This window comes from Haemophilus parainfluenzae (assembly GCF_036288925.1).
GTDB lineage: Bacteria > Pseudomonadota > Gammaproteobacteria > Enterobacterales > Pasteurellaceae > Haemophilus_D.
This window is the reverse complement of the sequence record NZ_CP127167.1, coordinates 1,506,030-1,530,256: the sequence shown is the minus strand read 5'-3', so window position 1 is coordinate 1,530,256 and position 24,227 is coordinate 1,506,030. Positions and strand designations below refer to the sequence as shown.

The 24,227-nt window shown below is 40.8% G+C and carries 24 protein-coding genes; 7 read left to right on the top strand and 17 right to left on the bottom strand.

The annotated features are described in order from the left end of the window. The 3 genes from cbiM to QQS40_RS07780 are packed head-to-tail and all read left to right on the top strand — an operon-like array spanning position 1 to position 1,894. On the top strand, positions 1 to 612 hold the full coding sequence (cbiM, locus tag QQS40_RS07790) for a cobalt transporter CbiM (protein ID WP_289902062.1): 612 nt from the start codon (positions 1 to 3) through the stop codon (positions 610 to 612). Then, a complete protein-coding gene (locus QQS40_RS07785; RefSeq protein WP_289902061.1) occupies positions 609 to 1,253 on the top strand; it encodes an energy-coupling factor transporter transmembrane component T family protein in 645 nt (214 codons plus the stop codon). Before cbiM ends, QQS40_RS07785 begins: the two co-directional genes overlap by 4 nt. Next, the gene (locus QQS40_RS07780; protein ID WP_049357449.1) at positions 1,253 to 1,894 is read left to right on the top strand and encodes an energy-coupling factor ABC transporter ATP-binding protein; all 642 of its coding nucleotides are present in this window, start codon (positions 1,253 to 1,255) and stop codon (positions 1,892 to 1,894) included. The genes QQS40_RS07785 and QQS40_RS07780 overlap by 1 nt, the downstream gene beginning before the upstream one ends. Before the next feature lie 83 nt (positions 1,895 to 1,977). Here QQS40_RS07780 and fdhF read toward each other — a convergent pair whose 3' ends face one another. The 12 genes from fdhF to QQS40_RS07720 form a co-directional block, all read right to left on the bottom strand. After that, positions 1,978 to 4,137 (bottom strand): formate dehydrogenase subunit alpha, encoded by a 2,160-nt coding sequence (gene fdhF, locus QQS40_RS07775; RefSeq protein WP_521705706.1) that lies wholly within the window; start codon positions 4,135 to 4,137, stop codon positions 1,978 to 1,980. 177 nt (positions 4,138 to 4,314) lie between these two features. After that, positions 4,315 to 4,737, bottom strand: coding sequence for a hydrogenase maturation peptidase HycI (gene hycI, locus QQS40_RS07770; protein ID WP_420485564.1), 423 nt, complete (start codon positions 4,735 to 4,737; stop codon positions 4,315 to 4,317). Between the two features lie 25 nt (positions 4,738 to 4,762). Beyond that, entirely contained in the window at positions 4,763 to 5,170 is a 408-nt protein-coding gene (gene hycH / locus QQS40_RS07765; RefSeq protein WP_329504681.1) for a formate hydrogenlyase maturation HycH family protein, read from the bottom strand. A 254-nt stretch (positions 5,171 to 5,424) separates the two neighbouring features. Then, the gene (locus QQS40_RS07760; RefSeq protein ID WP_288505530.1) at positions 5,425 to 6,201 is read right to left on the bottom strand and encodes an NADH-quinone oxidoreductase subunit B family protein; all 777 of its coding nucleotides are present in this window, start codon (positions 6,199 to 6,201) and stop codon (positions 5,425 to 5,427) included. Continuing rightward, entirely contained in the window at positions 6,198 to 6,845 is a 648-nt protein-coding gene (locus tag QQS40_RS07755; RefSeq protein ID WP_049357457.1) for a formate hydrogenlyase complex iron-sulfur subunit, read from the bottom strand. The genes QQS40_RS07760 and QQS40_RS07755 overlap by 4 nt, the downstream gene beginning before the upstream one ends. A 12-nt stretch (positions 6,846 to 6,857) precedes the next feature. Continuing rightward, positions 6,858 to 8,588 carry a hydrogenase large subunit gene (locus QQS40_RS07750; RefSeq protein ID WP_329504676.1) on the bottom strand — a complete coding sequence of 577 codons (1,731 nt, stop codon included), beginning with the start codon at positions 8,586 to 8,588 and terminating at the stop codon, positions 6,858 to 6,860. A gap of 20 nt (positions 8,589 to 8,608) precedes the next feature. Continuing rightward, positions 8,609 to 10,147 carry a hydrogenase 4 subunit F gene (locus tag QQS40_RS07745; protein WP_289902057.1) on the bottom strand — a complete coding sequence of 513 codons (1,539 nt, stop codon included), beginning with the start codon at positions 10,145 to 10,147 and terminating at the stop codon, positions 8,609 to 8,611. A 4-nt stretch (positions 10,148 to 10,151) separates the two neighbouring features. After that, positions 10,152 to 10,790, bottom strand: a complete 639-nt coding sequence (hyfE, locus tag QQS40_RS07740) for a hydrogenase 4 membrane subunit (RefSeq protein ID WP_289902056.1) — start codon at positions 10,788 to 10,790, stop codon at positions 10,152 to 10,154. A gap of 15 nt (positions 10,791 to 10,805) precedes the next feature. Further along, the gene (locus QQS40_RS07735) at positions 10,806 to 12,251 is read right to left on the bottom strand and encodes a hydrogenase 4 subunit D (protein WP_289902055.1); all 1,446 of its coding nucleotides are present in this window, start codon (positions 12,249 to 12,251) and stop codon (positions 10,806 to 10,808) included. Between the two features lie 11 nt (positions 12,252 to 12,262). Beyond that, entirely contained in the window at positions 12,263 to 13,225 is a 963-nt protein-coding gene (locus tag QQS40_RS07730; protein WP_329504674.1) for a respiratory chain complex I subunit 1 family protein, read from the bottom strand. A gap of 10 nt (positions 13,226 to 13,235) precedes the next feature. Next, positions 13,236 to 15,257 carry a hydrogenase 4 subunit B gene (gene hyfB / locus QQS40_RS07725; protein ID WP_289902054.1) on the bottom strand — a complete coding sequence of 674 codons (2,022 nt, stop codon included), beginning with the start codon at positions 15,255 to 15,257 and terminating at the stop codon, positions 13,236 to 13,238. A gap of 36 nt (positions 15,258 to 15,293) precedes the next feature. Further along, positions 15,294 to 15,893 carry a 4Fe-4S dicluster domain-containing protein gene (locus tag QQS40_RS07720; protein ID WP_014065505.1) on the bottom strand — a complete coding sequence of 200 codons (600 nt, stop codon included), beginning with the start codon at positions 15,891 to 15,893 and terminating at the stop codon, positions 15,294 to 15,296. A gap of 347 nt (positions 15,894 to 16,240) precedes the next feature. Here QQS40_RS07720 and hybG point away from each other — a divergent pair, with 347 nt between their 5' ends. Further along, positions 16,241 to 16,516: a hydrogenase maturation factor HybG gene (gene hybG, locus QQS40_RS07715; RefSeq protein ID WP_005696275.1), complete on the top strand. Its 276-nt coding sequence runs from the start codon at positions 16,241 to 16,243 to the stop codon at positions 16,514 to 16,516. Between the two features lie 13 nt (positions 16,517 to 16,529). Continuing rightward, on the top strand, positions 16,530 to 18,797 hold the full coding sequence (hypF, locus tag QQS40_RS07710) for a carbamoyltransferase HypF (RefSeq protein WP_128787438.1): 2,268 nt from the start codon (positions 16,530 to 16,532) through the stop codon (positions 18,795 to 18,797). A gap of 176 nt (positions 18,798 to 18,973) precedes the next feature. On the opposite strand, the gene QQS40_RS07705 is transcribed toward hypF, so the two are convergent. The 3 genes from QQS40_RS07705 to QQS40_RS07695 form a co-directional block, all read right to left on the bottom strand. Further along, on the bottom strand, positions 18,974 to 19,804 hold the full coding sequence (locus tag QQS40_RS07705) for a hypothetical protein (RefSeq protein WP_128787439.1): 831 nt from the start codon (positions 19,802 to 19,804) through the stop codon (positions 18,974 to 18,976). Between the two features lie 148 nt (positions 19,805 to 19,952). Next, complete coding sequence (locus QQS40_RS07700; RefSeq protein WP_329504671.1) at positions 19,953 to 20,366, bottom strand: hypothetical protein; 414 nt, start codon at positions 20,364 to 20,366, stop codon at positions 19,953 to 19,955. 15 nt (positions 20,367 to 20,381) lie between these two features. Continuing rightward, positions 20,382 to 20,603 carry a helix-turn-helix domain-containing protein gene (locus tag QQS40_RS07695; RefSeq protein ID WP_049368124.1) on the bottom strand — a complete coding sequence of 74 codons (222 nt, stop codon included), beginning with the start codon at positions 20,601 to 20,603 and terminating at the stop codon, positions 20,382 to 20,384. Positions 20,604 to 20,812: 209 nt separating this feature from the next. Between QQS40_RS07695 and QQS40_RS07690 the strand changes: the two genes are divergently transcribed. Continuing rightward, positions 20,813 to 21,532: a helix-turn-helix domain-containing protein gene (locus QQS40_RS07690; RefSeq protein ID WP_128787441.1), complete on the top strand. Its 720-nt coding sequence runs from the start codon at positions 20,813 to 20,815 to the stop codon at positions 21,530 to 21,532. A 331-nt stretch (positions 21,533 to 21,863) separates the two neighbouring features. After that, positions 21,864 to 22,037 carry a hypothetical protein gene (locus tag QQS40_RS07685; RefSeq protein ID WP_329504668.1) on the top strand — a complete coding sequence of 58 codons (174 nt, stop codon included), beginning with the start codon at positions 21,864 to 21,866 and terminating at the stop codon, positions 22,035 to 22,037. 50 nt (positions 22,038 to 22,087) lie between these two features. Here QQS40_RS07685 and QQS40_RS07680 read toward each other — a convergent pair whose 3' ends face one another. After that, a complete protein-coding gene (locus QQS40_RS07680) occupies positions 22,088 to 23,005 on the bottom strand; it encodes a LysO family transporter (RefSeq protein ID WP_172622036.1) in 918 nt (305 codons plus the stop codon). Positions 23,006 to 23,128: 123 nt separating this feature from the next. Then, positions 23,129 to 24,220 carry a 3-deoxy-7-phosphoheptulonate synthase AroG gene (gene aroG, locus QQS40_RS07675; RefSeq protein WP_049357471.1) on the bottom strand — a complete coding sequence of 364 codons (1,092 nt, stop codon included), beginning with the start codon at positions 24,218 to 24,220 and terminating at the stop codon, positions 23,129 to 23,131. Between the last annotated feature and the right edge of the window lie 7 nt (positions 24,221 to 24,227).

Genomic DNA, 24,227 nt, shown 5'->3' with positions numbered 1-24,227 from the left:
ATGCATTTATCGGAAGGTGTGTTGCATACACCCGTATTGCTTGGTGGTGCAGCTGTCGCATTAGTCTGCGTAATGATTGGCCTGAAACGCCTCAATTCGCAGCAATTACCGCTAACAGCATTGTTTGCTGCTGCTTTTTTTGTTGCGGGTACCATTCATGTACCGGTTGGTATTGGTAGCGTGCATCTCATCTTAAACGGCATGGCCGGCCTGTTTCTCGGCTGGGCTGTTTTCCCTGCTTTTTTAATCGCATTGGTATTACAAGCCCTGCTATTTTCCTTCGGGGGATTTGCCGTATTAGGTGTCAATTTATGCGTAATGGCATTACCAGCCCTTCTTGTACATTGGCTATTTGCAAAAAGGCTTGAAAATGACAATTCCCGTCGCACTCAAATTACTGCAGGAATTGGAGCTGGCGTGATCGGCGTTGGCGGTTCAGCCTTGCTCGCTTCTTTAGTCTTGGCTCTAGATGGCGGTAAAGCCTACAGCGATCTAATTATGCTTCTGGTGATATCACATATTCCCGTGTTTATTGTCGACAGTATCGTCAGCGTCGGGGTGGTCTTATTGTTAAACAAAATGTATCCAACAGCGCTCAGTGTAGTGAAATGAATTTTCTTGCTATTTTTCAACCGCACTTACGATTAATTTATGTGTTTTTGTGTGGACTTATCGTCAGCACAATGACACATATTTCAACGCTTATTATCCTTAATCTGATCGTATTCAGCGGGTTACTTATTGCGCTAATACGTTATCAAAAATCCCTTGCCGGTTATTTCAAATATTGGCTAAAACTGAATTTTTTCACTTTGCTTGTTTGGTTGACCTTAAGTTGGAAAATCACCGAGCAAGGTTTAGTATTAAATCCAATGGGTATTCAGCTCGCACGGCTCATCACGCTACGCTTCAATTTGATTTTAAGTTTAACTCGCCTCTTGTTAATTGATATGAACAAGAGCCTTTTATTACAAGCATTATGTCGTTTACCATTGCCCGAAAAACTACTTCACCTATTTGTTCTAACCGTACGTTATATTTCTGTACTCGGTGATGTACATAAAAAAATGGATATGGCAATGCGCGCACGCGGATACCAGCCAAAACTTAACAGCAGAACCTTATTCATTGCATCACAACGCGTGGCATTATTATTAATTCATGCTCTCGTTAAAGCAGAAAAAACAGAAATGGCGCTAAAAGCACGTGGCTTTCAGCTGCATGATGTGAAAAAAACACAGGATAAATCTTGATGAACGTCCTCGAAGTCAAACAATTACAGATCATGCGCGACCAACGTGTGATTATTGATAACCTTTCTTTTGAGCTCCCTGAAGGTCATCGTCTTTTTTTACAAGGCGATATTGGTTGTGGGAAATCAACGCTATTACATAGCCTATTAGGGTTTATACCTTACCAACAAGGTGAGATTCGCTGGTTCGATAACACCTGCCGTCAAGAAAAAGATTTTGTACCGTTACGTGGAAAGATTGGTATCTGTTTCCAACATGCAGGCGATCAACTTTTCGGTCCAACCGTATTTGATGATGTGGCCTTTGGTCCACTTAATCAAGGATTGAACAGAGATGAAGCCTATCAAATTGCCTTGCAACAACTGGAACGTCTGAATATTGTTGGATTAAAAGATCGTTCCGTGAATACCCTATCTGGTGGTGAACAGAATTTTACTGCACTGGCTGGCGTGCTAGCGATGCAACCCAAAGTATTATTACTTGATGAACCAACCAATGGACTGGATGTAAAAAATATTGCCAAACTGACCGCACTTTTACGCGAGTTACAGTTACCAATGCTTATTGCCTCGCATGATTTACACTTTAGTGAAACGCTCGCCGATTCCTGTTTGTCTTTAGCCACAGATAATGATGGCTAAATGCGTTCATAATCATGAGAAAATAATTGAATAAAAAACGGGCGAACCATTTAAGTTCGCCCGTCATTCATTTATGACACTAATTAAGCCACAAGTGCGGTTTCTTTTAAGCGATTTTTTAATTTCGCGTATTCAGTGACCACATAGCGTTCAGCCCAGGCTTGGTCTTCAATTTTCTCAATACGAACCGCGCTATATTTGTATTCCGGCGTTCTAGAACCCGGGTTCAAATGTTCAGCGGTTAATTCGTTACATTTACCGATCCACCATTGATAGGTCATATAACAAGCGCCTTTGTTAGTACGAGTGCTCACATCCGCGCGAGAAATCACTTTACCACGCGGAGAAGCAATCCAAACCAAGTCATTATTTTTAATACCTAATTCTTTGGCATCTTGATCATTCATTTGTACGAATCCCGGCTCATCCGCTAGTGCAGCTAGAGCGCGGCAGTTACCAGTCATTGAACGGCAAGAATAGTGACCAACTTCACGCACGGTAGAGAGTACTAATGGGAATTCTTCAGAAAGCTCTTCCATCGGTGGCTCCCAATCACAAGCAAAGAACTCAGCTTTGCCATTCGGACGGTCGAAGATTTGGCCTTTATACAAGTATGTTGTACCTTGATCTTCAGGACCTTCGTCAGTACATGGCCATTGGATATAGCCCATACCTTCCATTTTTTCGTAAGTTGCCCCTTTATAAAGTGGACAAAGATCACGTAACTCATCCCAAATTTCTTTGGTATTGTTATAGTGCATTGGGTAGCCCATTGCCGTAGCAATTTCGCTAATGATCACCCAGTCATCCTTAACATCGCCGGTTGGTTCAACCGCTTTATAGAAACGTTGGAAACCACGGTCGGCGGCACTATACACCCCTTCATGCTCAGCACAAGAAGTCGCAGGTAATAAAATATCTGCTTCTGCTGCGGTTTGAGTCATGAAGATATCTTGAACAATAAGAAGCTCAACTTTCTCGAAGGCTTTTTTAACCGCATTAATATCAGGCTCAGTTTGTAATGTATCTTCACCCATGATATAGAATGCTTTAATTTTATCTTCCATGATCGCTTCAGGCACTTCACTCAACGGCACACCAGGTTTGGTTGGAATAGATGGCACGCCCCAAGCTTTCGCAAATTTTGCATTAATCTCTGGATTAGCAAAACTTTGATAGCCAGGTAATGTGTTGAATAACGCCCCCATATCGCATGCACCCTGTACGTTGTTTTGACCACGTACTGGGTTCACCCCAACATTTGGTTTACCTAAGTTACCGGTAAGCATTGCCAAGCTTGCTAATGCACGTACGGTTTCTACACCTTGACGGAATTGGCAAACGCCCATACCCCATAAGATAGTAGCGGTTTCCGCTTTCGCATAAGTGCGGGCAATTTCACGCAACATTTCAGGCTCAATACCGGTGATGTGTTGAGTGGATTCCGGTGTATAAGCTTTCACGGTTTCATAGAACGCATCGAAGTTTTCGGTGTGTTCATCAATAAATGTTTGATCTTGTAATCCTTCTTCTAAAATCACATTCATCATCGCATTCAAGAATGCCACGTTAGACCCGTTAGCAAGCGGTGCATAAATATCCGCAATACGGGCTGTTTCGATTTTACGAGGGTCACAAACAATCACTTTCGCCCCTTTTGCTTTGGCGTGGTTAATCCGACGCGCCACAATAGGATGTGAAGTGGAGGCATTATAGCCAAAAATAAATACGCATTTGGTATCTTCAATCTCAACAATTGAGTTGGACATTGCGCCGTTACCGACCGATTTGAGCAGACCTGTTACAGAAGGGCCGTGTCACACGCGCGCACAACAGTCAATGTTGTTATTTCCTAATACCGCACGGGCGAATTTTTGCATAACGAAGTTCACTTCGTTACCTGGTCCACGGGAAGAGCCCGTTACCATAATAGATTCGTTACCGTACTTTTCTTTGATTTCACTGAGACGTTTTGCTGTGTAAGAAATCGCTTCTTCCCAGCTCACTGGTGTGAATGGTTCGCCACGTTTGTAGCGGATCATCGGTTGAGTCAGGCGAGGAGTCAGGATTTTTGTATCATGCACAAAATCCCAGCCATAATATCCTTTTAGGCATAACTCCCCTTCGTTTGTCTTGCCGTTTGCACCTTCAGCTCCCACAATTTTGTTGTTTTCCACCAAAAGATGGATTTTACAACCTGAGGCACAATACGGACATACGGTAATTACTTTTTTAATAGCCATAGTAACGTCCTTATTTTAGATACAACACGAGGTTAGAGATAGAATTAGAATAATTAATTCTGGGTATATATTACACCCAAAATCAACTTATAGTCTTATAAAAAACATGGATTTATTGATATAAAACAGGTTTTCGTAATATTTTTAAAATATGTTTAGAAAATCACCCTCACTTTTTTACAAAACAGGAATCTCTTCAAGCGATCTTCCCTCTTTTAAAAAATCATACATAAATTGCACAGACTCTTTTACGCTTTCTGTCATTGGAAAACCAAAGGAAACCAGATCGGGTTGAAGCCCAACAAAAACAATTTGTTTAATATCTTGTTCCAGTTGCTCGATGAGATAATTGAGCGGCATATTATGCGTACTCATGAAAAACATTTCCGCAATGCTCTCTTTTTCAATGATTCGGATTTTGCCCGGTGCTAATTCCATATCAGCCGCATCGAAAATTAAAAGCAAATCAGGTTTCATGCCTCGCACAATATGTGCAACATTTTCCGGTGCTGAGCCACCGTCAAGTGCGGTCCAATTTGGCAATGGATTTTCATTCAATAGCTGATAGAGATAAGGGCCAGCACCGTCATCCCCCATCATGCTGTTGCCAACGGTTAAGATCACATTATTCGTCACGACGTTTCACCATAATATACATCACAGGTTCACGCTGAATTGATGCTAACGTATTCATCAGAATTTCGACCCACTCTTGATGTTCTGGGGTGAAATTTGCTTTATTTTCATCCATCGCTTTCGCCAATAAATTGACATGGCTAGAATCAATCACGATTTCACCGAATCGTATTAAGCCGGCAAATTTACGTTTAGCATCCCCTTCTGGAAAGCTATCTACAAAACGTTGATAAGCATCGTAATCGCAAACCAGTAATTTTTTAAAACAATCAATTACGCCAACATGGTGACCAATCGCCAAAGAGTAATACATCACCTGTTTTGCTTGCTCTGGCACTTGTTCATCGTTTTCGACGAAACGCTCATTGAGTAAATAGAAAAAAACATGGGTTGTCATGGTACGTCCTATAAAACTTGTAAAGTAATTTCTTCGCTAATCAATACTGCCAAATCTCCCCTTACCCCTCTTTGCTAAAGAGGGGGATTTTTCTTTAGCAATAAAGCACTCCTCTCTCATTTTAATTTTCTGTTGTTAATGCAGAAAACTAGATTGAAATTGACCGCTCTTATTCCCCTCTTTAGCAAAGAGGGGTAAGGGGAGATTTGGCAGAAATCAAAACGGAGCTATTAGTTTATTTAGCAATCGTTAGACTATCCCGAAAACGGCATACTAATCGCATGCAAACGATTGACGATTTCGCTTAAACGCGGATCGGCTTCGCGTTCTAGGTATTCACCTAAACGTACACCAAATGGCACTTTATCATTTTCTGTCATCATTGCCATAAATTGGTTAGCAATGTTGCCGCCTTGACGATAACCGGCAAGACGACGTGCTTCACGTTCAAGACTAATACGCAAATCTAACGGAATGGTTGGGAAACGCAATTTAGCTTCTGCGTTAGGATCAGCTTTTTCTTGTTTACCTTTGAGTTTTTGATCAAGCAAACCAAGTGCTACTGCGAATCCATAAATGGTCGCTGCAGGAGTTGGAGGACAGCCAGGGATATACACATCAACCGGTACAATTTGGTCAGAACCACCCCATACACAATAGAGATCGTGGAAAATACCACCGCCGCAACCGCAAGCTCCGTAAGCAATACAGATCTTTGGATCAGGCGCAGCTTGGTAAGCACGCATGGCAGGAGTGCGCATAGCACGAGTAACCGCACCGGTGAATAATAAAATGTCTGCATGACGAGGTGAAGCGACCACTTTAATACCAAAACGTTCTGCATCGAATGTTGGCGTAATGGTACTGAAAATTTCGATTTCACACCCATTACAACCGCCGCAGTCCACACGATAAACATAAGCTGAACGTTGAATATCTTTCAGCAACGTTTGTTTCATTTTGGCAATATTTTCATCAATACTAAACGGTGTTGATATGCCATTGACCGGCATTGGAATTTGTGTGTTCATCGTCTTTCGCCTCCTGCTAAAACGTTAGGTACATCAACCGCACTTTGTTCTCGTTGTTCGAGTGCTTTTTTGAAATTCAAGCGAACTGGCTCTTTAAAGTCGATTAATTTCATCCGCATGTTGGATTCCATATTCGCGGTTTTTTCTAAGCTGTGCTGACGTTTACAAACCGGACAAGTATGCAACTCTGCCAATTTTTGTTTCACTAATTCTGGTTTATCCAAAGTTTGTTTGAATAAATCAATGGTGTAATTCAGTTCTTTATAAGAAATAAACGGTTGACCACATTCCTGACAAGTTACTGTAGCAAAGGTAGTTTCTTGGAAAAGATCCTGTTTATTGGTCACTGATAGTTCAAAATCTTGTGATAAGCGAATGGCTTTGGTTGGGCAAACTTCTTCGCAACGTCCACAGAAAATACAACGACCAAGGAATAATGACCAGGTACGTTCGCCTGTCACTGGATCCGTTCTCATGGTCAACGCATTGGCTGGACAGGCAATGGTACAAGCCGCGCAGACTATACATTGATCAGAATTGAGTTCCGGTTTTCCTCTAAAATCATCATCAACTTCATAAGGTTTGAACGGATATTTGGTGGTAACATCACCGGCTTTAAATACCGTTTTTAGTAATTTAAACATTTTCCGCCTCCCCTATTTCAATGGTGAATTTTTACGTTCGATACCGTAGCGTTCAATCTCTTTATAATCCACGGTTTTCGCTTTGCGTTTACGTACATCCACCACGGTGACACGGTCGGTACAAGAATAGCAAGGGTCAAGACTACCAATAATAAGTGGCGCATCAGACACAGTGTTGCCACGCAACATATAGCGCAAGGTTGGCCAGTTAGCATAAGTGGCAGCACGACAACGCCAACGGAAAAGTTTTTGGTTGTCGCCTAGCATTGACCAGTGAATATCTTCACCACGTGGCGCTTCCGTAATCCCTAAAGCAAAACGTCCTGGCGTATAATTGAAACCTTCTTTTAAGATTTCACCACTCGGCAAATTGTCCACCATGTAATCAATGATATTCATAGACTCAAACACTTCATTAATCCGCACTTTCACACGGGATAATACATCACCATTTGCTTCAGTGAAGAGATTGAAAGGGATATCGCCATAACCGGAGAATGGGTGTACTTTACGCACATCACGCGCAAAGCCAGAACCACGAATCATTGGACCAACCGGACTAAAGTCACGAGCGATATCTTTTGCCAAGACACCAACGCCTACCGTACGTTGTTCCATATTCGGTGTATTTAATAAAATATCGGTTAAGGTTTTGAGTTCTTCACGCATTTCACCGATAAGCTTGATACATTGCTCACGTTGATGTTTCAACATATCACGACGCACACCACCGATAAGGTTAATACCATAGGTTTTACGTGCACCAGTTAGCACTTCAGCCAAGGTCATGGATTTCTCACGAACACGGAAGAATTGCATAAAGCCGGTATCAAAGCCGGTAAAGTGGCTAGATAGACCTAAGTTTAATAAGTGACTGTGTAAACGTTCTACTTCTAACAAAATCGCACGGATCCATTCAGCACGTTTTGGAATTTGAATCCCCAAAGCGCTTTCTACGGAATTGGCATACGCCACACTGTGAGTAAAACCGCAAATCCCGCACACACGGTCAGCAAGGAAGTTGACTTGGTCGTAATCCATGCGAGTTTCTGCCAATTTTTCCATACCGCGGTGCACATAGAACAAACGATAGTCCGCATCAATGATATCTTCCCCATCCACGAACAAACGGAAATGTCCCGGTTCGTCAGAGGTGATGTGTAATGGGCCAATTGGCACAATGCGCGCTTCGCCTTTTTCGTTAATAAATTCGTAGGTTTCTGTTGCCGTTGTTGGATCCGGACGTAAACGATAGTCCATGGAGTCTTTACGTAATGGATAAAGATCATCCGGCCAATCATCTGGCAACACTAAGCGACGTTGGTCAGGTAAACCAACGGCTTTCAAACCATACATATCGAATAATTCACGTTCGCCCCAAACAGCTGCTTTGACTTTTGGTGTCACTGACGGAAATTCTAAGCTCACAGGATCAACTAAGGCTTTAATAGTGATAAAAGTTTTCACTTCCCCTTCCATGGAAAGCACGTAGTACACTGCATAGTTGCCATGAATTGAACGCTCATCATTCCCGAATACCAAAGGTAACCAACCGTCATGTTGATAATAAAGGTATTCAACTACATCAGGTAACATATTGGTTTTAATGGTAAGGGTAACCTGATTTGGTGTTGACCACTCCTCATCCAAAATGGTATTTGGAAATTTTGCATTGACTGCTTCAATGTAATTTTTACCAATCATTTTGGCTGGATCGACTGATGTATTTTTAGTTAATTCCATATATTTATCCCTCCTGTCGATCATTGCGCTAAACTTTGCCAAGGTAAAATTAACATTTCACCAAAAGACACTTGTTCAGATCCGAGTACAATTCCGACCGCACTTTTTAATAACTGCAAAATTGGTTCGGCAATATGAATACCCATAATAAACATGAATAACAATAAAATTGCCATCGCCACGAGTGAAACTTTGTTCACATCCCCCACTTCAATATTATCTGGCTGTTTGCCTAATACAGTTTTTAATACCATTAAAGACAATCCAGCTAACACAATAGTGAGTAAAATTAAACAGAATACCATTAACCAAGTTTTACCTGCGTAAATACCCGCAACAGCAATACTGAATTCACTGACGAACACGTTAAATGGTGGAATACCACCTAGTGCTAATGCACCTCCGGCAAATAATACCGCTGTCATTGGTGCCACATGCCATAAACCTCGTACTTGGTTCATATCACGGGTTTTGTATTTCAATAAAATGTTACCAGAAGCACAGAACAGCAAGGTTTTCGCTAAGCTATGGTTAATGGTATGTAATAACCCAGCAAATACGCCGATTGGGCCACCTAAACCAAAAGCGAAGCTAATTAAACCCATGTTTTCAATACTGGAGTATGCCAATAAGCGTTTGATGTCGAATTGAACGATAATAAACAAGGCCGCAACCAATACAGAAAGTAAACCAAATACCAACAATAAGGTTTGAGGGTAAGTTGGACCAACTGCTTTAGAAACTAAGATGTAGTAGCGCAATACCACCAACATGGCACAGTTCAATAATACCGCAGATAAAATCGCACTCACCGGACTTGGCGCTTCACTGTGTGCATCGGATAGCCAAGTATGCATTGGAAATAGACCGCACTTAGTACCAAAGCCAACCAAAATGAAGGCAAAAGCAAGATACATGAGCATCGGATTCAAACCAGCCGCTTGCTGATTGATTTCTGTCCAGAAAATGGCTTGGCTAGGATCTGCCAAAAGATTCGTACCATTAGAGAAGGTTAAAATCGTGCCATACAATCCGAACGCGACCCCAACAGAACAAATAATGATGTATTTCCATGCGGCTTCAAGAGAAGTTTTTTGTTTGTATGTACCGACCAAGAACGCAGAACTTAATGTAGTTGCTTCAATAGCAGCCCACATCAAAATCACGTTATTGGTGATCACAGAAATAATCATAGTGAAGAAAAACAAATGCAAAAAGCCGTAATAATTGCAATATGTTTTCAAATCAAGATGCCCTTCGCGATATTCAGTACCAATATAACCGATTGAATAAATACCGGCTAATGTTCCAACAATAGCGATGAGCCCTAAGAAAATAGCAGATAGACTGTCGATGTAAACCCAGTTATTTAATGCACTGATTTCCCCCTGAGTTAGCACGCCATTAATAATTTGTAAGGCAAATGCTAACATCAAAATCAAACCTGTAACATGAAGTGCGGTACAAATTGTCCGTGCTTTTGTCACGCCACAAGCGAAACTGGCAAGTGATATTGCTAAAGGTGCGATTAATAACGCGATTATCCATTGTTCATACATAGCGTTACCCCTTCAAACTCATAAGTTGTTTTGCATCTAATGAGTGGAATGTACGGTAAATTTTGTTTACCAACACCACCATTATGATGACGGCAAAGATAGCATCTGTGGCAATTCCGATTTCCACTAACTCAGGTGCTTTATTTGCCAATAAGGCTAATGTGAGATGAGAACCGTTTTCCATCAAACAATAACCGAATACTTGTTTTACGATATTGCGTTGGCTAACAATGCACACTAAACCTAATAAGAAGTGACTTAATGACACTGATAATGCCGGTTTAAGATGCGCAACCAACGGTAAATCGATTGGGACAACGACAAAGTAGCACAATGTCACTATCACTGCTGTGATCGGGATCAACCAAGCGACATTTATTCCAGCAGGAGTTTGACTTTCATCAACTTTTTTCATCGCATAGATTAAAATCGCGGGCACCAAAACCACTTTGGTAATAAATGCGCTGATTGACCACATATAAAGTTCATGGGCTTGCATTTCATTGGCAAGATAGACAAACAGTAACACCAACACCAATGATTGCAAACTATAAAATAACGCAGCTTTTTTGGCGGTTCGAGCCATAATTACGCAAAGAGAGGTAATAATGAGTAAACACGCAAGTCCATTTATCATTAACATAGATTCCTCCTTAACCTAACCAGCCAAACCTAGCCAATATGCGGCGATAAAACTGGACACCACGGACATCACCATTAATACAACTAACACAAAACGCATAGAGAATGGTATAGGTTGTGCATTGGCAACTGCTTCTGATGGTTTACCAATGACACATTGTCCGAATTTATACAACAACCACACGAATGTCGCGGTAGATTCAACTAAAGCAAGTACCACTAACCAAGTAATCCAGCCATATTCATTGCCTAATTCAAATCCGGCCGCAAATAATGGATATTTACTGAAGAATCCATTAAATGGTGGTACCCCAGCAATAGCTAATGCTGCAACACCAAATCCTGCACCGACCACTGGCATTGTACGCATAATACCTCGTAACAATGGCATTGAGCGGGTTCCTGTCGCATAACTTAATGAACCAGCGACCAAGAAGAATAAGCTTTTCGCGAAAGCATGGTTGAAGATGTAGCTAATCGCTGCCACAAAGGCCAATTTAGAACCTAATGCAGCAAGAGAAATCCCAATGAAAATATAAGAAAGTTGGGTAATGGTGGAATACGCCAATAAACGTTTTAAGTCAGTTTGTGGCAAGTACATCAAGAAGCCGTAAATCAAGGTAATCATCGCCATGATGATGCCGACTTCACCCACAATATGTGGAATCTCACCAGCAGACATAACTGAACGAGCGAAAATATAGACCCCAACTTTAACCATTGATGCAGCGTGCAAATATGCACTCACCGGTGTTGGTGCTTCCATCGCATTTGGTAACCAAATTTGCATTGGTAATTGCGCTGATTTACCCCACGCAGCAAACATCACACCAAATAGCACGATGGTTTTCGCACTCGGATCTAAATGTTCTAATGCTGTGATGGAGAATGTACCTGATTGGCTGAACAAATAGGCTGCAGCAATATATAACCCGATTGCACCAACATGGGTAATAATCAACGCTTTCATTGCAGCGGCTTGGGCTTTTGGTGTTTGGTAATAACTGATTAATGCCCAAGAACATCCCCCAGTAATTTCGAAGAACAATAATTGTCCTGCTAAAGTTGAGGAATACACCAAGCCTGCCATGGCACCAATAAAGATGAGCAAGAAGGCATAAAAACGTGGTAACCCGTTATGTGGGTGCTCACGGTTTTTATCGGTTAAGTATCCGCAAGAATATAAGCAGATTAAGAAACCCAAGGCCACAACGGCAAAGGCAATTAATGTACTGACTGCATCAAGAGTGACACCAAAGATCGCCGTTTTATCAAAAGCGACGATGTCATAAGTGACGCTTTGATGACCATCGGCAAACCATTGCCCAGCAACTAACATGGTTCCTAACGTAGCAAGCGCTGCAAATACAGTGGCAATTTGAGCAAAGTGTTTTTTGTTCAAACCAACAATAAACGCCCCTACGAAAGGTAAAATGATTGTAATCAGAGCTAAACGTTCCATATTTGTCCTCCTTACAACCCTGTGAAGTAAAATACAAACGCTAACACAGAAATGCCGAAGCCGACTACGGTTAAACGTCCTGTTAACATAAAGCGGGTACGAGAGAGTGTGTTTTCAAAGACACAAGCCAATACGAACACCACGAATAATTTCACGAAGAATAAAACACCGCCTAAAACGACCGCACTTAAGCTCATCTCTGTTGGGATACCAAACGGAAGCAACACGCTCACAAAGATAGATGCTACAACCATAGATTTTAAGCTTAAGCCGACTTTTAATAAGGCGAGTGCTGGACCAGAATATTCAGTCAATGGACCTTCTTGTAATTCTTGTTCCGCTTCTGCCAAGTCAAATGGAATTTTCCCCATTTCAATAAACACGGCGAAGAATGCTGCTGCGATAGCAATCACTGTCGCAATTGGATATTGCCAAGTATTTTCGGAAAGTGCATTACCGATAACCGCAAAATTGGTTGAACCGGCAATTAAAGCAATCACAAGGAATGCCAACATGAGAATTGGTTCTACTAAAACACCTAATGTGACTTCACGGCTTGCCCCTAAACTTGAGAATGTGCTGTTTGAATCCAAACCCGCAATTGAGAAAAAGAAACGGAACAAGGCGAATAAGTAAATCACGGTGATTAAATCACTGCCAGCGCCAAATGGTGCGATACGAGTAAATAAAGGCAAACTCATGGCAACCACCATCACTGTGCTAATTAGCACATAAGGCATCGCTTTAGAAACCCAACCCGCATTGTCTGGCCAAATGTTTTGACGTTTCATTAATTTCGCAATGTCACGATAATCTTGTAACACGCCAGGACCGCGACGAGATTGAATACGAGCACGGATCATACGTGAAATACCGGAAAATAACGGTGCAAGGGCGAGCAAAATCAAGGCTTGCACAATGGCAAAAACAAACATTCCGGCAGATGTTGCAATTTCTGAAGGTAACGTAATCATCTTCAACCTCCTACATCAACGCAATGGAAAGTAGTATTGCCACCAAGGCAATCACGAAGTACACGCAGTACACACGGAAATCACCTTGTTGCAACCATTGAATTTTAGTTCCTAACCAAGGAATAAAACGAGCGATTGGCATCGTCATTTTTTCTTCCCAGAAAGGTTCAGCTTTTGTTGCACCTTTAATTACCGCTTGGATACCTTTATCACCTAAAGGTGCGGGATCCAACACTTCGCGCAAGGTATAAAGTGATTTGAAAATCGTACGCAACGGACGAGTGAAACTACCTGCAGAGGCCGCCATATCTTGTTCATAAGCATAACCACAAGCCCATGGATTGCCTTTTGCACGATCGGATAAACGTTGATTTTTGGTGAAGGCGTAAAAACTAAATGGCAAGAAGAAGAATGCCAATAGCATGATAGTCACCATCGGTGTTGAAAGCGCGGTATGCGGTTCAGCTTGTGCGACCACCACACCATTTTGAGCCAACATTAGCGGCTCACTGTGAGCAAGTGCGGTCGAAATTTTCGCAATTATTGGAGTCACCACAGATGCACCCACACCTAACAATACACAACATAACGCTAATACCGCCATCGCAATTACCATTGGTTTTGGCACTTCACGTGCATTGGCTGCTTTTTCGCTACGCGGTGCACCACCAAAGCTGATGCCGTACACTTTCACGAAACAAAGTGCCGCTAACGCACCCGTCAATGCCAACATAATAATGGCAATTGGACCGGCAAGTTTTAAGACGAAATCATCACTTTGACTTAAGGTGAATAAGGATTGATAAGTAAACCATTCACTGACAAAACCGTTAAACGGTGGCAATGCAGAAATCGCCATGGTACCGATTAAGAAACAGAATGCGGTGTAAGGCATAAGTTTGCCTAAGCCGCCCATTAAGTCCATGTCTTTAGTGTGCAAGCGATACATTACAGAACCTGCACCTAAGAATAACAAGCCTTTGAATACAGCATGGTTAAGCAAGTGGTATAACCCACCAAGTAAGCCCACGGTTGCTAATACTGGATGATGTGTCGCGATACCAATCATACCAACGCCCACCCCCATCATAATGATGCCGATATTTTCTACCGTGTGATAAGCCAAGAGTTTTTTGATGTCATGTTCTGCCAAGGCATAAAGTACGCCGAGTACGGAAGATACTGCACCGAAACCAAGTACTATAACGCCATACCAAACATTGGTAGAACCGAGAAGATCAACACCTACTTTAATGATCCCGAAAATACCAATTTTTACCATCACTCCAGACATCATCGCTGAGGCATGAGAAGGTGCAGCTGGGTGAGCTTTTGGCAACCAGCTGTGTAATGGAATCATCCCTGCTTTGGCGCCAAAACCTAAAAATGCCAAAATAAAGGCGGTAAAGGCAAGCGGTGCCGGTAAAGTGGTTTGACGGAATGCGCTAAATTCAAAGCTACTGGCATAGCAGTAGAAAATGAAGAAGGCGATCATAATTAATACCGAACCGGCATGCGCAATAAAGAAATAAAGCAAGCCTGCATTTACGGCATTGTCATCTTGTTCGGTAAGGACTAAGAAATAAGATGCCAATGACATCATTTCAAAGAATACAAGGAAGTAGAATGCATTATCGCTGGTGACTAACGCAACCATGGAAGCGATAAATAAATTCATGAAGAAACCCATGGAACCTGCGCCTTTACCTTTATATTCTTTTACATAAGAGAAAGAATAAAGTGCGGTCACAATAACTAATAAAGAAATGACACACACCATAAAGGCTGCCAATCCGTCAATACGGATGGAGAACGAGGCAAATTCAAATGGGGTTTTGAAAACATCAACGACTGTGTCGCTGCTGATCAGAACGGGGATGCAGGCAACAATACCTAACACTCCAGCAAGTACACCGGTCACGCCGGATATATTGATTGAAAGTTGTTCGTTTCGTCTCACTGCGAGCGAAATAAACGCACCTACGACATAAATCAACAGGGTCGTGATGAGTAAATTGATTGGTAAACTCATAATATCACTCCATTGATTACAAGTTAAACACACTAATTATCTTGGGATAGCAGGCGAAGAAACCATTGCCATTTCACGTTTTCTTTCGTTAGCCTGTTTGATACTCTCATCACTAATAATAAATAACGTTTTGGTCGGGCAGGTTTGCACACAAGCCGGACCATCTTCACGGAAATAGCAAAGATCGCATTTCACCGCAATGGCTTTCACACCTGGTTGCCATGCCAACATATTGTGTAAATCCGTATTATCTGGTGCAGTACGAATATCTCGTTTTACCGCATCAGTGAAGGAGAATCCTTCATAATAGGTTGGTGCGTCAATCGGTGCAGAACCATGTTGGGTAATGGCACCGAATGGGCAAGCAATACCACAAAGTTTACAACCGATACAGAGACTTTCGTTAAGTTGAATAGTGTCATTGATATGTGTAATTGCGTGCACCGGACACACAGTAGCACATGGTGAATCATCACAATGACGACAGAGAATTGGCACGGTTACATCATCATTACGCATGACTTGTAAGCGTGGAAAAGATTGTAATCCGAAAGCTTTATGCACTTCGCTACAAGCGGCCATACAGGTGTTGCATCCAATGCAATCCTTCGGATCACCGATTACAAAACGATTCATACATTCCCCCTCCTTGTATGTAAATAACGTTTTTTACAATAACCACTCTAGGAGTAAGGATACTCCTGTAAAAAAGTAAAGCTCAAGAACTAATTCGAAAATTTGTGATTAAGATCAAAAGATTTCCATTGTTTTTCTATTACTCTGATGCACCTGTTAAATAACAGTGAAACATAATAATTTTATGTTAAAAATGTGAACAGACTTTAAACAAAAATGCAGTAGCCTTATTTAAAATATGGCTATACAAATTTAGGTGCTTACATGATAAAATTTCACACTCGCAGTACGTTTATTGAAACACAATAAACGATTTATCTCATAAACATTCTAACTAAGGACAGATTATGTGTTTAGGTATTCCAGGACAAATTATTCAAGTTGCAGACAGTGCATTACAGCTTGCTGTAGTCGATGTGTGTGGTGTTAAAAGAGAAGTTAATATTTCATTAATTTGTCAGGATGACCCCAAACCTCTCGTTGGTAAATGGGTACTCGTGCATGTGGGTTTTGCCATGACGATTATCGATGAAGAAGAGGCCAAACAAACGCAAGAAGCCTTAATTGCCATGAGCCAGCTAGAACACGAAGTCGGCGATTTTCTTGGCTTAAATCAAAAATAAACAGGATTGCGTTATGCAAGGGATCGAATTACGCATAAAAGGAAAGGTTCAAGGCGTGGGATTTCGCCCTTTTGTTTGGCTTCTGGCAAATCAATATAAGTTAAACGGAGATGTAAATAATGATGGGCAAGGCGTATTAATTCGTTTTGTCTCCCCATCAGCAGATGCACTCAAGCAATTTTTGTCCGACCTGCAAAACAAACTCCCGCCGCTAGCGCAAATTACTGACATTACTCAGCGTCCAATAGATTGGCCAGAAGCAACCGCTGTAACGGGCTTTACCATTCGGGAAAGTGAAAACAATCAAATGGACACGCAAATTATTCCAGATGCAGCTACCTGTCCACATTGTTTAGCTGACTTATTCGATCCCAATAACCGACGCTATCATTATCCTTTTACTAACTGCACCCATTGCGGTCCGCGTTTTACCATCATCAAGGCAATTCCTTACGACCGAAAAAACACGGCAATGGCTTCTTTTCCACTTTGTCCACAATGTGAAAAAGAATATAAAGATCCCGCTGATCGTCGTTTTCATGCTCAACCCAATGCTTGTTCTGTTTGCGGCCCCCATATTTGGTTACAAGATCGAGAACAAACGCTTGCTACTCATGAAACTGCGCTAAAACAGACCGCACTTTTATTACAACAAGGTCATATCGTTGCGATTAAAGGCTTAGGCGGTTTTCACCTAGCCTGTGATGCAAATAACCAAAAGTCTGTTGATTTATTACGTCAACGGAAACATCGTCCGACAAAACCATTAGCCATTATGGTGCCTGACCTGCAGTTTTTACAAGATTTAAGTGCCCAAGAAACAGAATTACTAACCAGCAGTGCTGCGCCAATTGTACTTCTTTTAAAACACAAAGTGCCGCATATTGCGAATAACATTGCGCCAAACTTACAGGAAATCGGAGTAATGCTTCCAAGCAACCCACTGCAGCATTTGTTGTTACGAGCGGTTAATCGTCCGCTCGTGATGACGTCTGCAAATGCAAGCGGACATCCTCCTGTATTGAAAAATGAACATGCAGTGGAACAATTAGCTGATTTAGCTGATTTTTATCTTTGTCACAACCGCGATATTCTACAACGTGCCGATGATAGTCTCGTTCGTGTTGCCTTCGATGGATTAGAAACATTGCGTCGCGCTCGTGGCTATGTACCCGATGAAATACCACTTGAAACACAAAGCACGAAGAATGTGTTGGCTTTAGGATCTGATCTGAAAAATACATTCTGCCTGCTACGTCACAATAAAGCCGTACTGAGCCAACATATTGGCGATACAGCAAATGAACAAGTGCGGTCACAATTGAGTGAAAATCTTGCATTATTTCAGCAGATTTATCAATTTAAACCAGACATCATCGCGGTTGATGCTCACCCTGGCTATTTTTCATCTTCCATTGGTCAACAACTTGCCGAACAGCAACAAATCACACCAATAGAAGTACTGCATCATCATGCTCATATTGTCAGCGTGATAGCCGAGCACAATTGTAATGAACCAGTAATTGGTCTTGCTCTAGACGGTATCGGCATGGGCGAAAATGGACAACTTTGGGGAGGCGAATGCCTACTCGTTGACTATCAACATAGTCAATATTTAGGTGGTCTGCCGGCTGTTGCTCTACCAGGCGGTGATCTTGCAGCGAAACAACCTTGGCGCAACTGGCTGGCTCACCTGCATCAATTTGTGCCACAGTGGCAAGAAATACTCACAAAAACTTGTGCTGAACCGAATTGGCAAATACTAGTCAATGCCATTGAGCGCGGACTCAATTGTCCACCTATATCATCTGCTGGTCGTTTATTTGACGCCGTAGCTTATGCTCTCGGTATTGCACCAACCATTGTTTCTTGGGAGGGCGAAGCCGCCTGCCATCTAGAAGTTCTGGCAAATAACTCATCCTTTGCTACACACCCAAAAAGTGCGATCAATATTCCAGTAAAAATGCCGCTTATCGGCAATAAACTGGATTTGGCTTACTTTTGGCAAAGTTGGTTGAATTATCATGCTTCTGTTGAAGATAAAGCCTTCGCCTTTCACTATGCTCTCGCCCAAGGGTTTGCTGAACTTGCTGCAAATCAAGCTCGCAAATACCAATGCCGTACTATCGTGTTATCTGGTGGTGTGATGCATAACCAACTACTACGTCGCTTATTAAAAGAAAATTTGAGCGAATTCCATGTATTAAGTGCGCATAAACTACCGATGGGTGATGGAGGCCTCAGTTTAGGTCAGGCTGTTATTGCCATGCATAGAAACTGATAATTCCTAATATTAAAATATAAGAAAAAGAGTTAATATAAGTTCGCAAAACTTTTTGCATAAAATTGGAATTTATTTTGCATAATCCTGAAACCTTTATGTAAAATGAATCACAAATCAAACTGAAATAAAAACGCCCTTTAAATCATCATTAAAGGGCGTTTAAATTTTAAGTATTAAAACTTATAAACCATGTTATCTTCATACTTGCCGGAATAACTTGCTGAAGCCTTAACAACAACGCGCTCGGAGTTGTAAAAAGCTTCCCAATTATCAACTTTATCCTCTACCATATATTCGATAAAGCGAACAAATTCACTCTTTGTTGAGCTAAAGAATACATAAGGAGGGCGCGTGATGTTGATTAATCGGAGGAAGTCGATTAAATCAAAGTACGTCGCCTGTTTATAGCTTTCCTGGCGGGTGCATAAATATGGCGGGTCTAGAACAAATAATGCTTTAGGGTCGCTGCTAAATTTAGGTAAAAGCGTGTGGAATGACTCGCGCGCAATCTCAAGTCCGTCTAAATATCCATCCGCTTTCGGATAATCAGACTGTCTAACACAATGCCAAAAATCGCGCTGAAATAAGTCGTCCAATGTTGCCACTTGTTGGCCACTAAAAAGAAGCCAGCTTGCCAGGCTATTTAGGTCAATATAACCTTTGAAATTTTGAATGATTTTGATGCATTCTGCCTTACAATCCTTCGTCAATCTTTTGTTTTTTTGCGTAGCGTTATCAACTACCGCGTAAAGCTGTGCGCGAAGTGCATTAATGTCATCAATATGTGCTAATCGTTCAGCATACCCATCAAAATCGTTATAAATTACGCGTGCTTTAGGCTTGAGCTGTTTTGCTACATGGCTTAATAAACCACTCCCGCCAAATGTATCAATGATAGTCCAGCCCTCGCCATCATTCTTAATATTGGCGTTTAACACTTCCTCGAAGCACTTTAAAAACATCCTCTTTTGCCCAACAAACGGTAGTGGTGCTTGTTTAAACATAGTACACTCCGTTTGTTTGTTTGTTTGTTTGTTTGTTTGTTTGTTTGTTTGTTTGTTTGTTTGTTTGTTTGTTTGTTTGTTTGTCATTATTATCTCTTATAATCATTGACTTATAACAAAATGCGGCCCAAATTGACCGCACTTTGAGTTATAAAATGTTTTTATAATCATATTTTACGATTTCAAAATCTTTGGTCGCATTTAAATCTACCTCGCCTTTTTTAATACGCTCTAACTCGTTTAACATCGCTGTCTTAGCGTCGGCGTAGGCGTCAGGATTAATAACCCCATCTGAACCATATGCATCTCGCTCGAATGGTATGTCGAGTAAAGCTTGCAGTCCATTTTGATTTACTTGAGCCTTCGCACCATACTTATTTAAGTATTTATCATAAGATTTTTCGCGCACACTTTGTAACCAGTTATCTGTTAGCCATTTCGCTAGATACTTATAGATTAGTTCTTCTCTATTTTTTAGCTCTTCACGCTCTTCACGTTCCTCACGTTCTTTACGCTCACGCTCTTCGCGTTCCTCACGTTCATGAATAAACCATAGTTTCACGATAATCCTTCCTTATTAGTCTAAGTATCTGCTTGGCCATATATCCTTTGGTTCCTTACCTAGTGCATCAGCAATAATCTTTTCCCCCTTTGGATAGCGTTTATCAAACGCATTTCTTAGAGTTGTTTTTGCTAATCCATGCTGAATCCCTAATTGAGCTAATGAAATCCCTTTCTTAATCAATTCAGCTCTAATGTCAGCTCTATGCATATCATTAAATCTTCCTTTTTCTTTCATTTTGTGCGATCCTTAAAAGTTAGTTGTTTGACTACTTGATTAAGTACTTAATCATCTACGATTTAGAATATATATCAAATCATTTTCTTAATCAATAGGTGATTTAATAAAATTTTATAAAATCTTTCTATTCGGTGTTTAAATTATTGATTTTATTTAACTTAATCGGCTGAATCTTTTTAAATTATTTTGATTAAGAAAGGTGATTTATGAAATCATTAGATAAAGTTTGGTTTACTGCCAAAGAACTTGAGGCTTTAAAGCTAAATGGACTGCCATCTCATGCAACAAACATCACAAGGAAAGCTAAAAATGAAAATTGGCTATCTAGAGAAGCTAAAGGTATAAAAGGAGGTGGGTTCGAATACCATATATCTACATTGCCAAAAGAAGCACAGATGTCTTTAGGGCTAAGAGATAGCATTCAATCCATAAAGAGTAATGCATTCAAAGCTATGGAAGAGCACGCTATAAAAGAGAATGGATTTGCTGATTTTAAACAGATGAACAGAGATCACTACGAACCTATTGATGATTTTAGGGGTGTCAGAGTTTCAGCAGGCTTAGGTTTAGAAAATGAAGAACAATATGATTCAGCTTACATAATGGTTGAAAGCTCTTGGTTTCAAAGAACTGGCAATAAATCAAAACATTGTGCAATGTTTACCGTAAAAGGGGAAAGCATGGAGCCTACCCTGAAAGATGGCGAAGAAATTATTGTTGACCGCTCTAAGCGTGAATTAACAGAAGGGAAAATATTTGTACTAAACCACAACGGATCAATGTTGGTAAAGAAAGTACAGTTTACCTACGGTGGAGTAGAGCTAATTAGTGACAACCCATCCTATCGCCCATTAAAACTAGACACAGAAGAAGCAAACAGCCTTGTCGTGATAGGGCAAGTCGTGCGTGGTTATCGGGACTTCTAATATGTCACCGACATCAATGTCGGTAACATCCCCAAAAAACCGCCTCACAAGCGCTTTCTTAATATTTTAAAACACAACGGCACGGATGCCAGTGTTCCTTTCAAATATCGCCAAATAATGGCGCATTTTCGCTAATTCTACCCATAATTACACACAATAAACCGCTAGATTTCACCCAAACGCACCAAAATAACCATAAATAACCAATAAAAAAGGCAGTTTCCACACAGAAACCGCCTTAAACCCATCTATTAAAAACTTTAAAACCTTTTTAAAATGATCTTTAAAATTTTAAAAAGGTTTAAAAACTACAAATCCACCGTTCATTTTTATGCAAAATAAAACCCAATTTTCGACCATTTTACAGATTTTCCCACCATTTTTATTTTTGCATAAATCCGACCGGCAAATCATCCAATCCCGCACCACACAAGCCCTAAGCCAAATTTTTCCCGCCAAATTTTTTCTTTTCCTTTATGCAAATATTGTCACTCCCCCACATTAATCGAAAAATAACGATTAACGCTTTTGTTTTTGTATTTCTTTTTTATCTTTTTATAGCGGAATACTGGAAAAGAAAACCAATAACAATGGTGGCAGAATATTCGTCACAAAGCCGAATGAAATCGCAATTGGCGTGACTTCAATGCCCCCTGCTTTTTGAATAATCGGCAATGTACAATCTATTGCAGTTGCCCCCGTGATTCCAATCGCGGTTGAACGGAAGTGACGCATAAATAATGGAATGACAAATAAACTCACAATTTCACGGGATAAATCATTAAAAAAGGCAATACTACCCTGCACCGGTCCCCACGCATTAGTTAATACCACACTAGATAACGAATACCAGCCCATTCCAGAGGCAAAAGCGAGTCCTTGAGTAATGGGCATCGCTAAAACGAAAGCAGCAACCACGCCACCTAGTAACGAGGTAAACGTAAACACCATCCCTGTTTGGAAACCACGTTTATTGAAAAGTGCTTCTTTTAAGGAAATGCCGTTATTTCTTAGTTGAATACCCACAAAGAAAATCAGCACAATCAATACATATAGATTTATACCTGTAGGCAACATAAGATAGGATTTAAAAAAGAAACCACAAAGAGTACCAAGTACCACTGTGCCCGAAAGCTTGAGAGAATCGATTAAGGAATGCCAACGAGAATCAATTTTACCTTGTGATTTAAGTGGCTCAGCAGGATTAAAACGATCATAAAGCATCAGACCGATCATATTTGAACCCAAAATGATCGCCGATAGCGTCAATGCGGTTGTACCAATAATAGGAAGTTTATGTTCTAAATCATCCAATTGACCAAGTAAATACCCCATTAAGAAAAGGATGATGTAAAGCAAAAACATGACAATATGATTAATCTTTGCGATATAGGATTTATTATTGACCTTCAGTAGATAGCCTAACACCATCGGTACTAAGACAATTAATAAGCCATTTATCATATCCTGCATCATACATCTCCTTTCTTATTCCACTGAGGCTAGCATACCCCTTTTCTCCCCCTTTTTCAAAGCGCATAAAAAAGTGCGGTCAAAATTAACCACACTTTTAATTATCTGAAAAATAAAAAATTATTAGTTATTTACTCGGCGGCGAGCCGCTACGGCATCAGATAACTGTTTTAACACGATTTCTGTATCTTCCCAACCGATGCAAGCATCAGTGATACTTTGTCCGTAAGTATGCGCTTTACCATCTACTAAATCTTGACGCCCTTCAACAATATGACTTTCTACCATGACACCGAAGATCTGCTTTGAACCACCTGCAATTTGCTGGCAAACATCTTCACAAACATCCATTTGTTTTTTGAATTGTTTGCTACTATTTGCATGGCTAAAATCAACCATGACATGTGGAATACGACCTGATTTTTCGATCTCTGCACAAACTTTTGCAACGTCTTCCGCTTTATAGTTAGGACCTTTATCCCCACCACGTAAAATAATGTGGCAGTCTTCATTTCCTTTTGTTGAAACAATAGCCGAATGGCCAAATTTTGTCACAGATAAGAAGTAATGCGAAGCTTCTGCCGCGCCCATTGCATCTAATGCTACTTTTACGCCACCATTTGTGCCATTTTTAAAGCCTACCGCACAAGATAAGCCTGAAGCTAATTCACGGTGAACTTGAGATTCCGTTGTTCTCGCACCAATTGCGCCCCAGCTCATGAAATCCGCTACATATTGTGGTGTGATCATATCTAAGAACTCACCTGCTGATGGTACGCCTAAGTTATTGATGTCAGATAATAATTTACGTGCAATACGCAAACCATCATTTAAACGATATGTATCATTTAAATAAGGATCATTAATTAAGCCTTTCCAACCCACTGTTGTACGCGGTTTTTCAAAGTAAACGCGCATCACCACTTCAAGTGTATCTTTATATTCATCACGTAATACTTTTAAACGTTTAGCATAATCTAATGCGGCTTTAGGATCATGAATCGAACAAGGGCCAATTACTACAAGTAAACGATCTTCTTTACCATGAATAATATTGTGCGCATGCAAACGGGTTTCATGAACTAAATCTGCCGCTTCTTCACTTGCAGGAAATTTTTCTAATAAGGCAATGGGAGGTAATACCTGATCGACTTTTTCAATTCGGGTATCATCATTTGCAACTTTTACTTCGATTTCTTCTTTCTTCGTCGCCATATGTCAC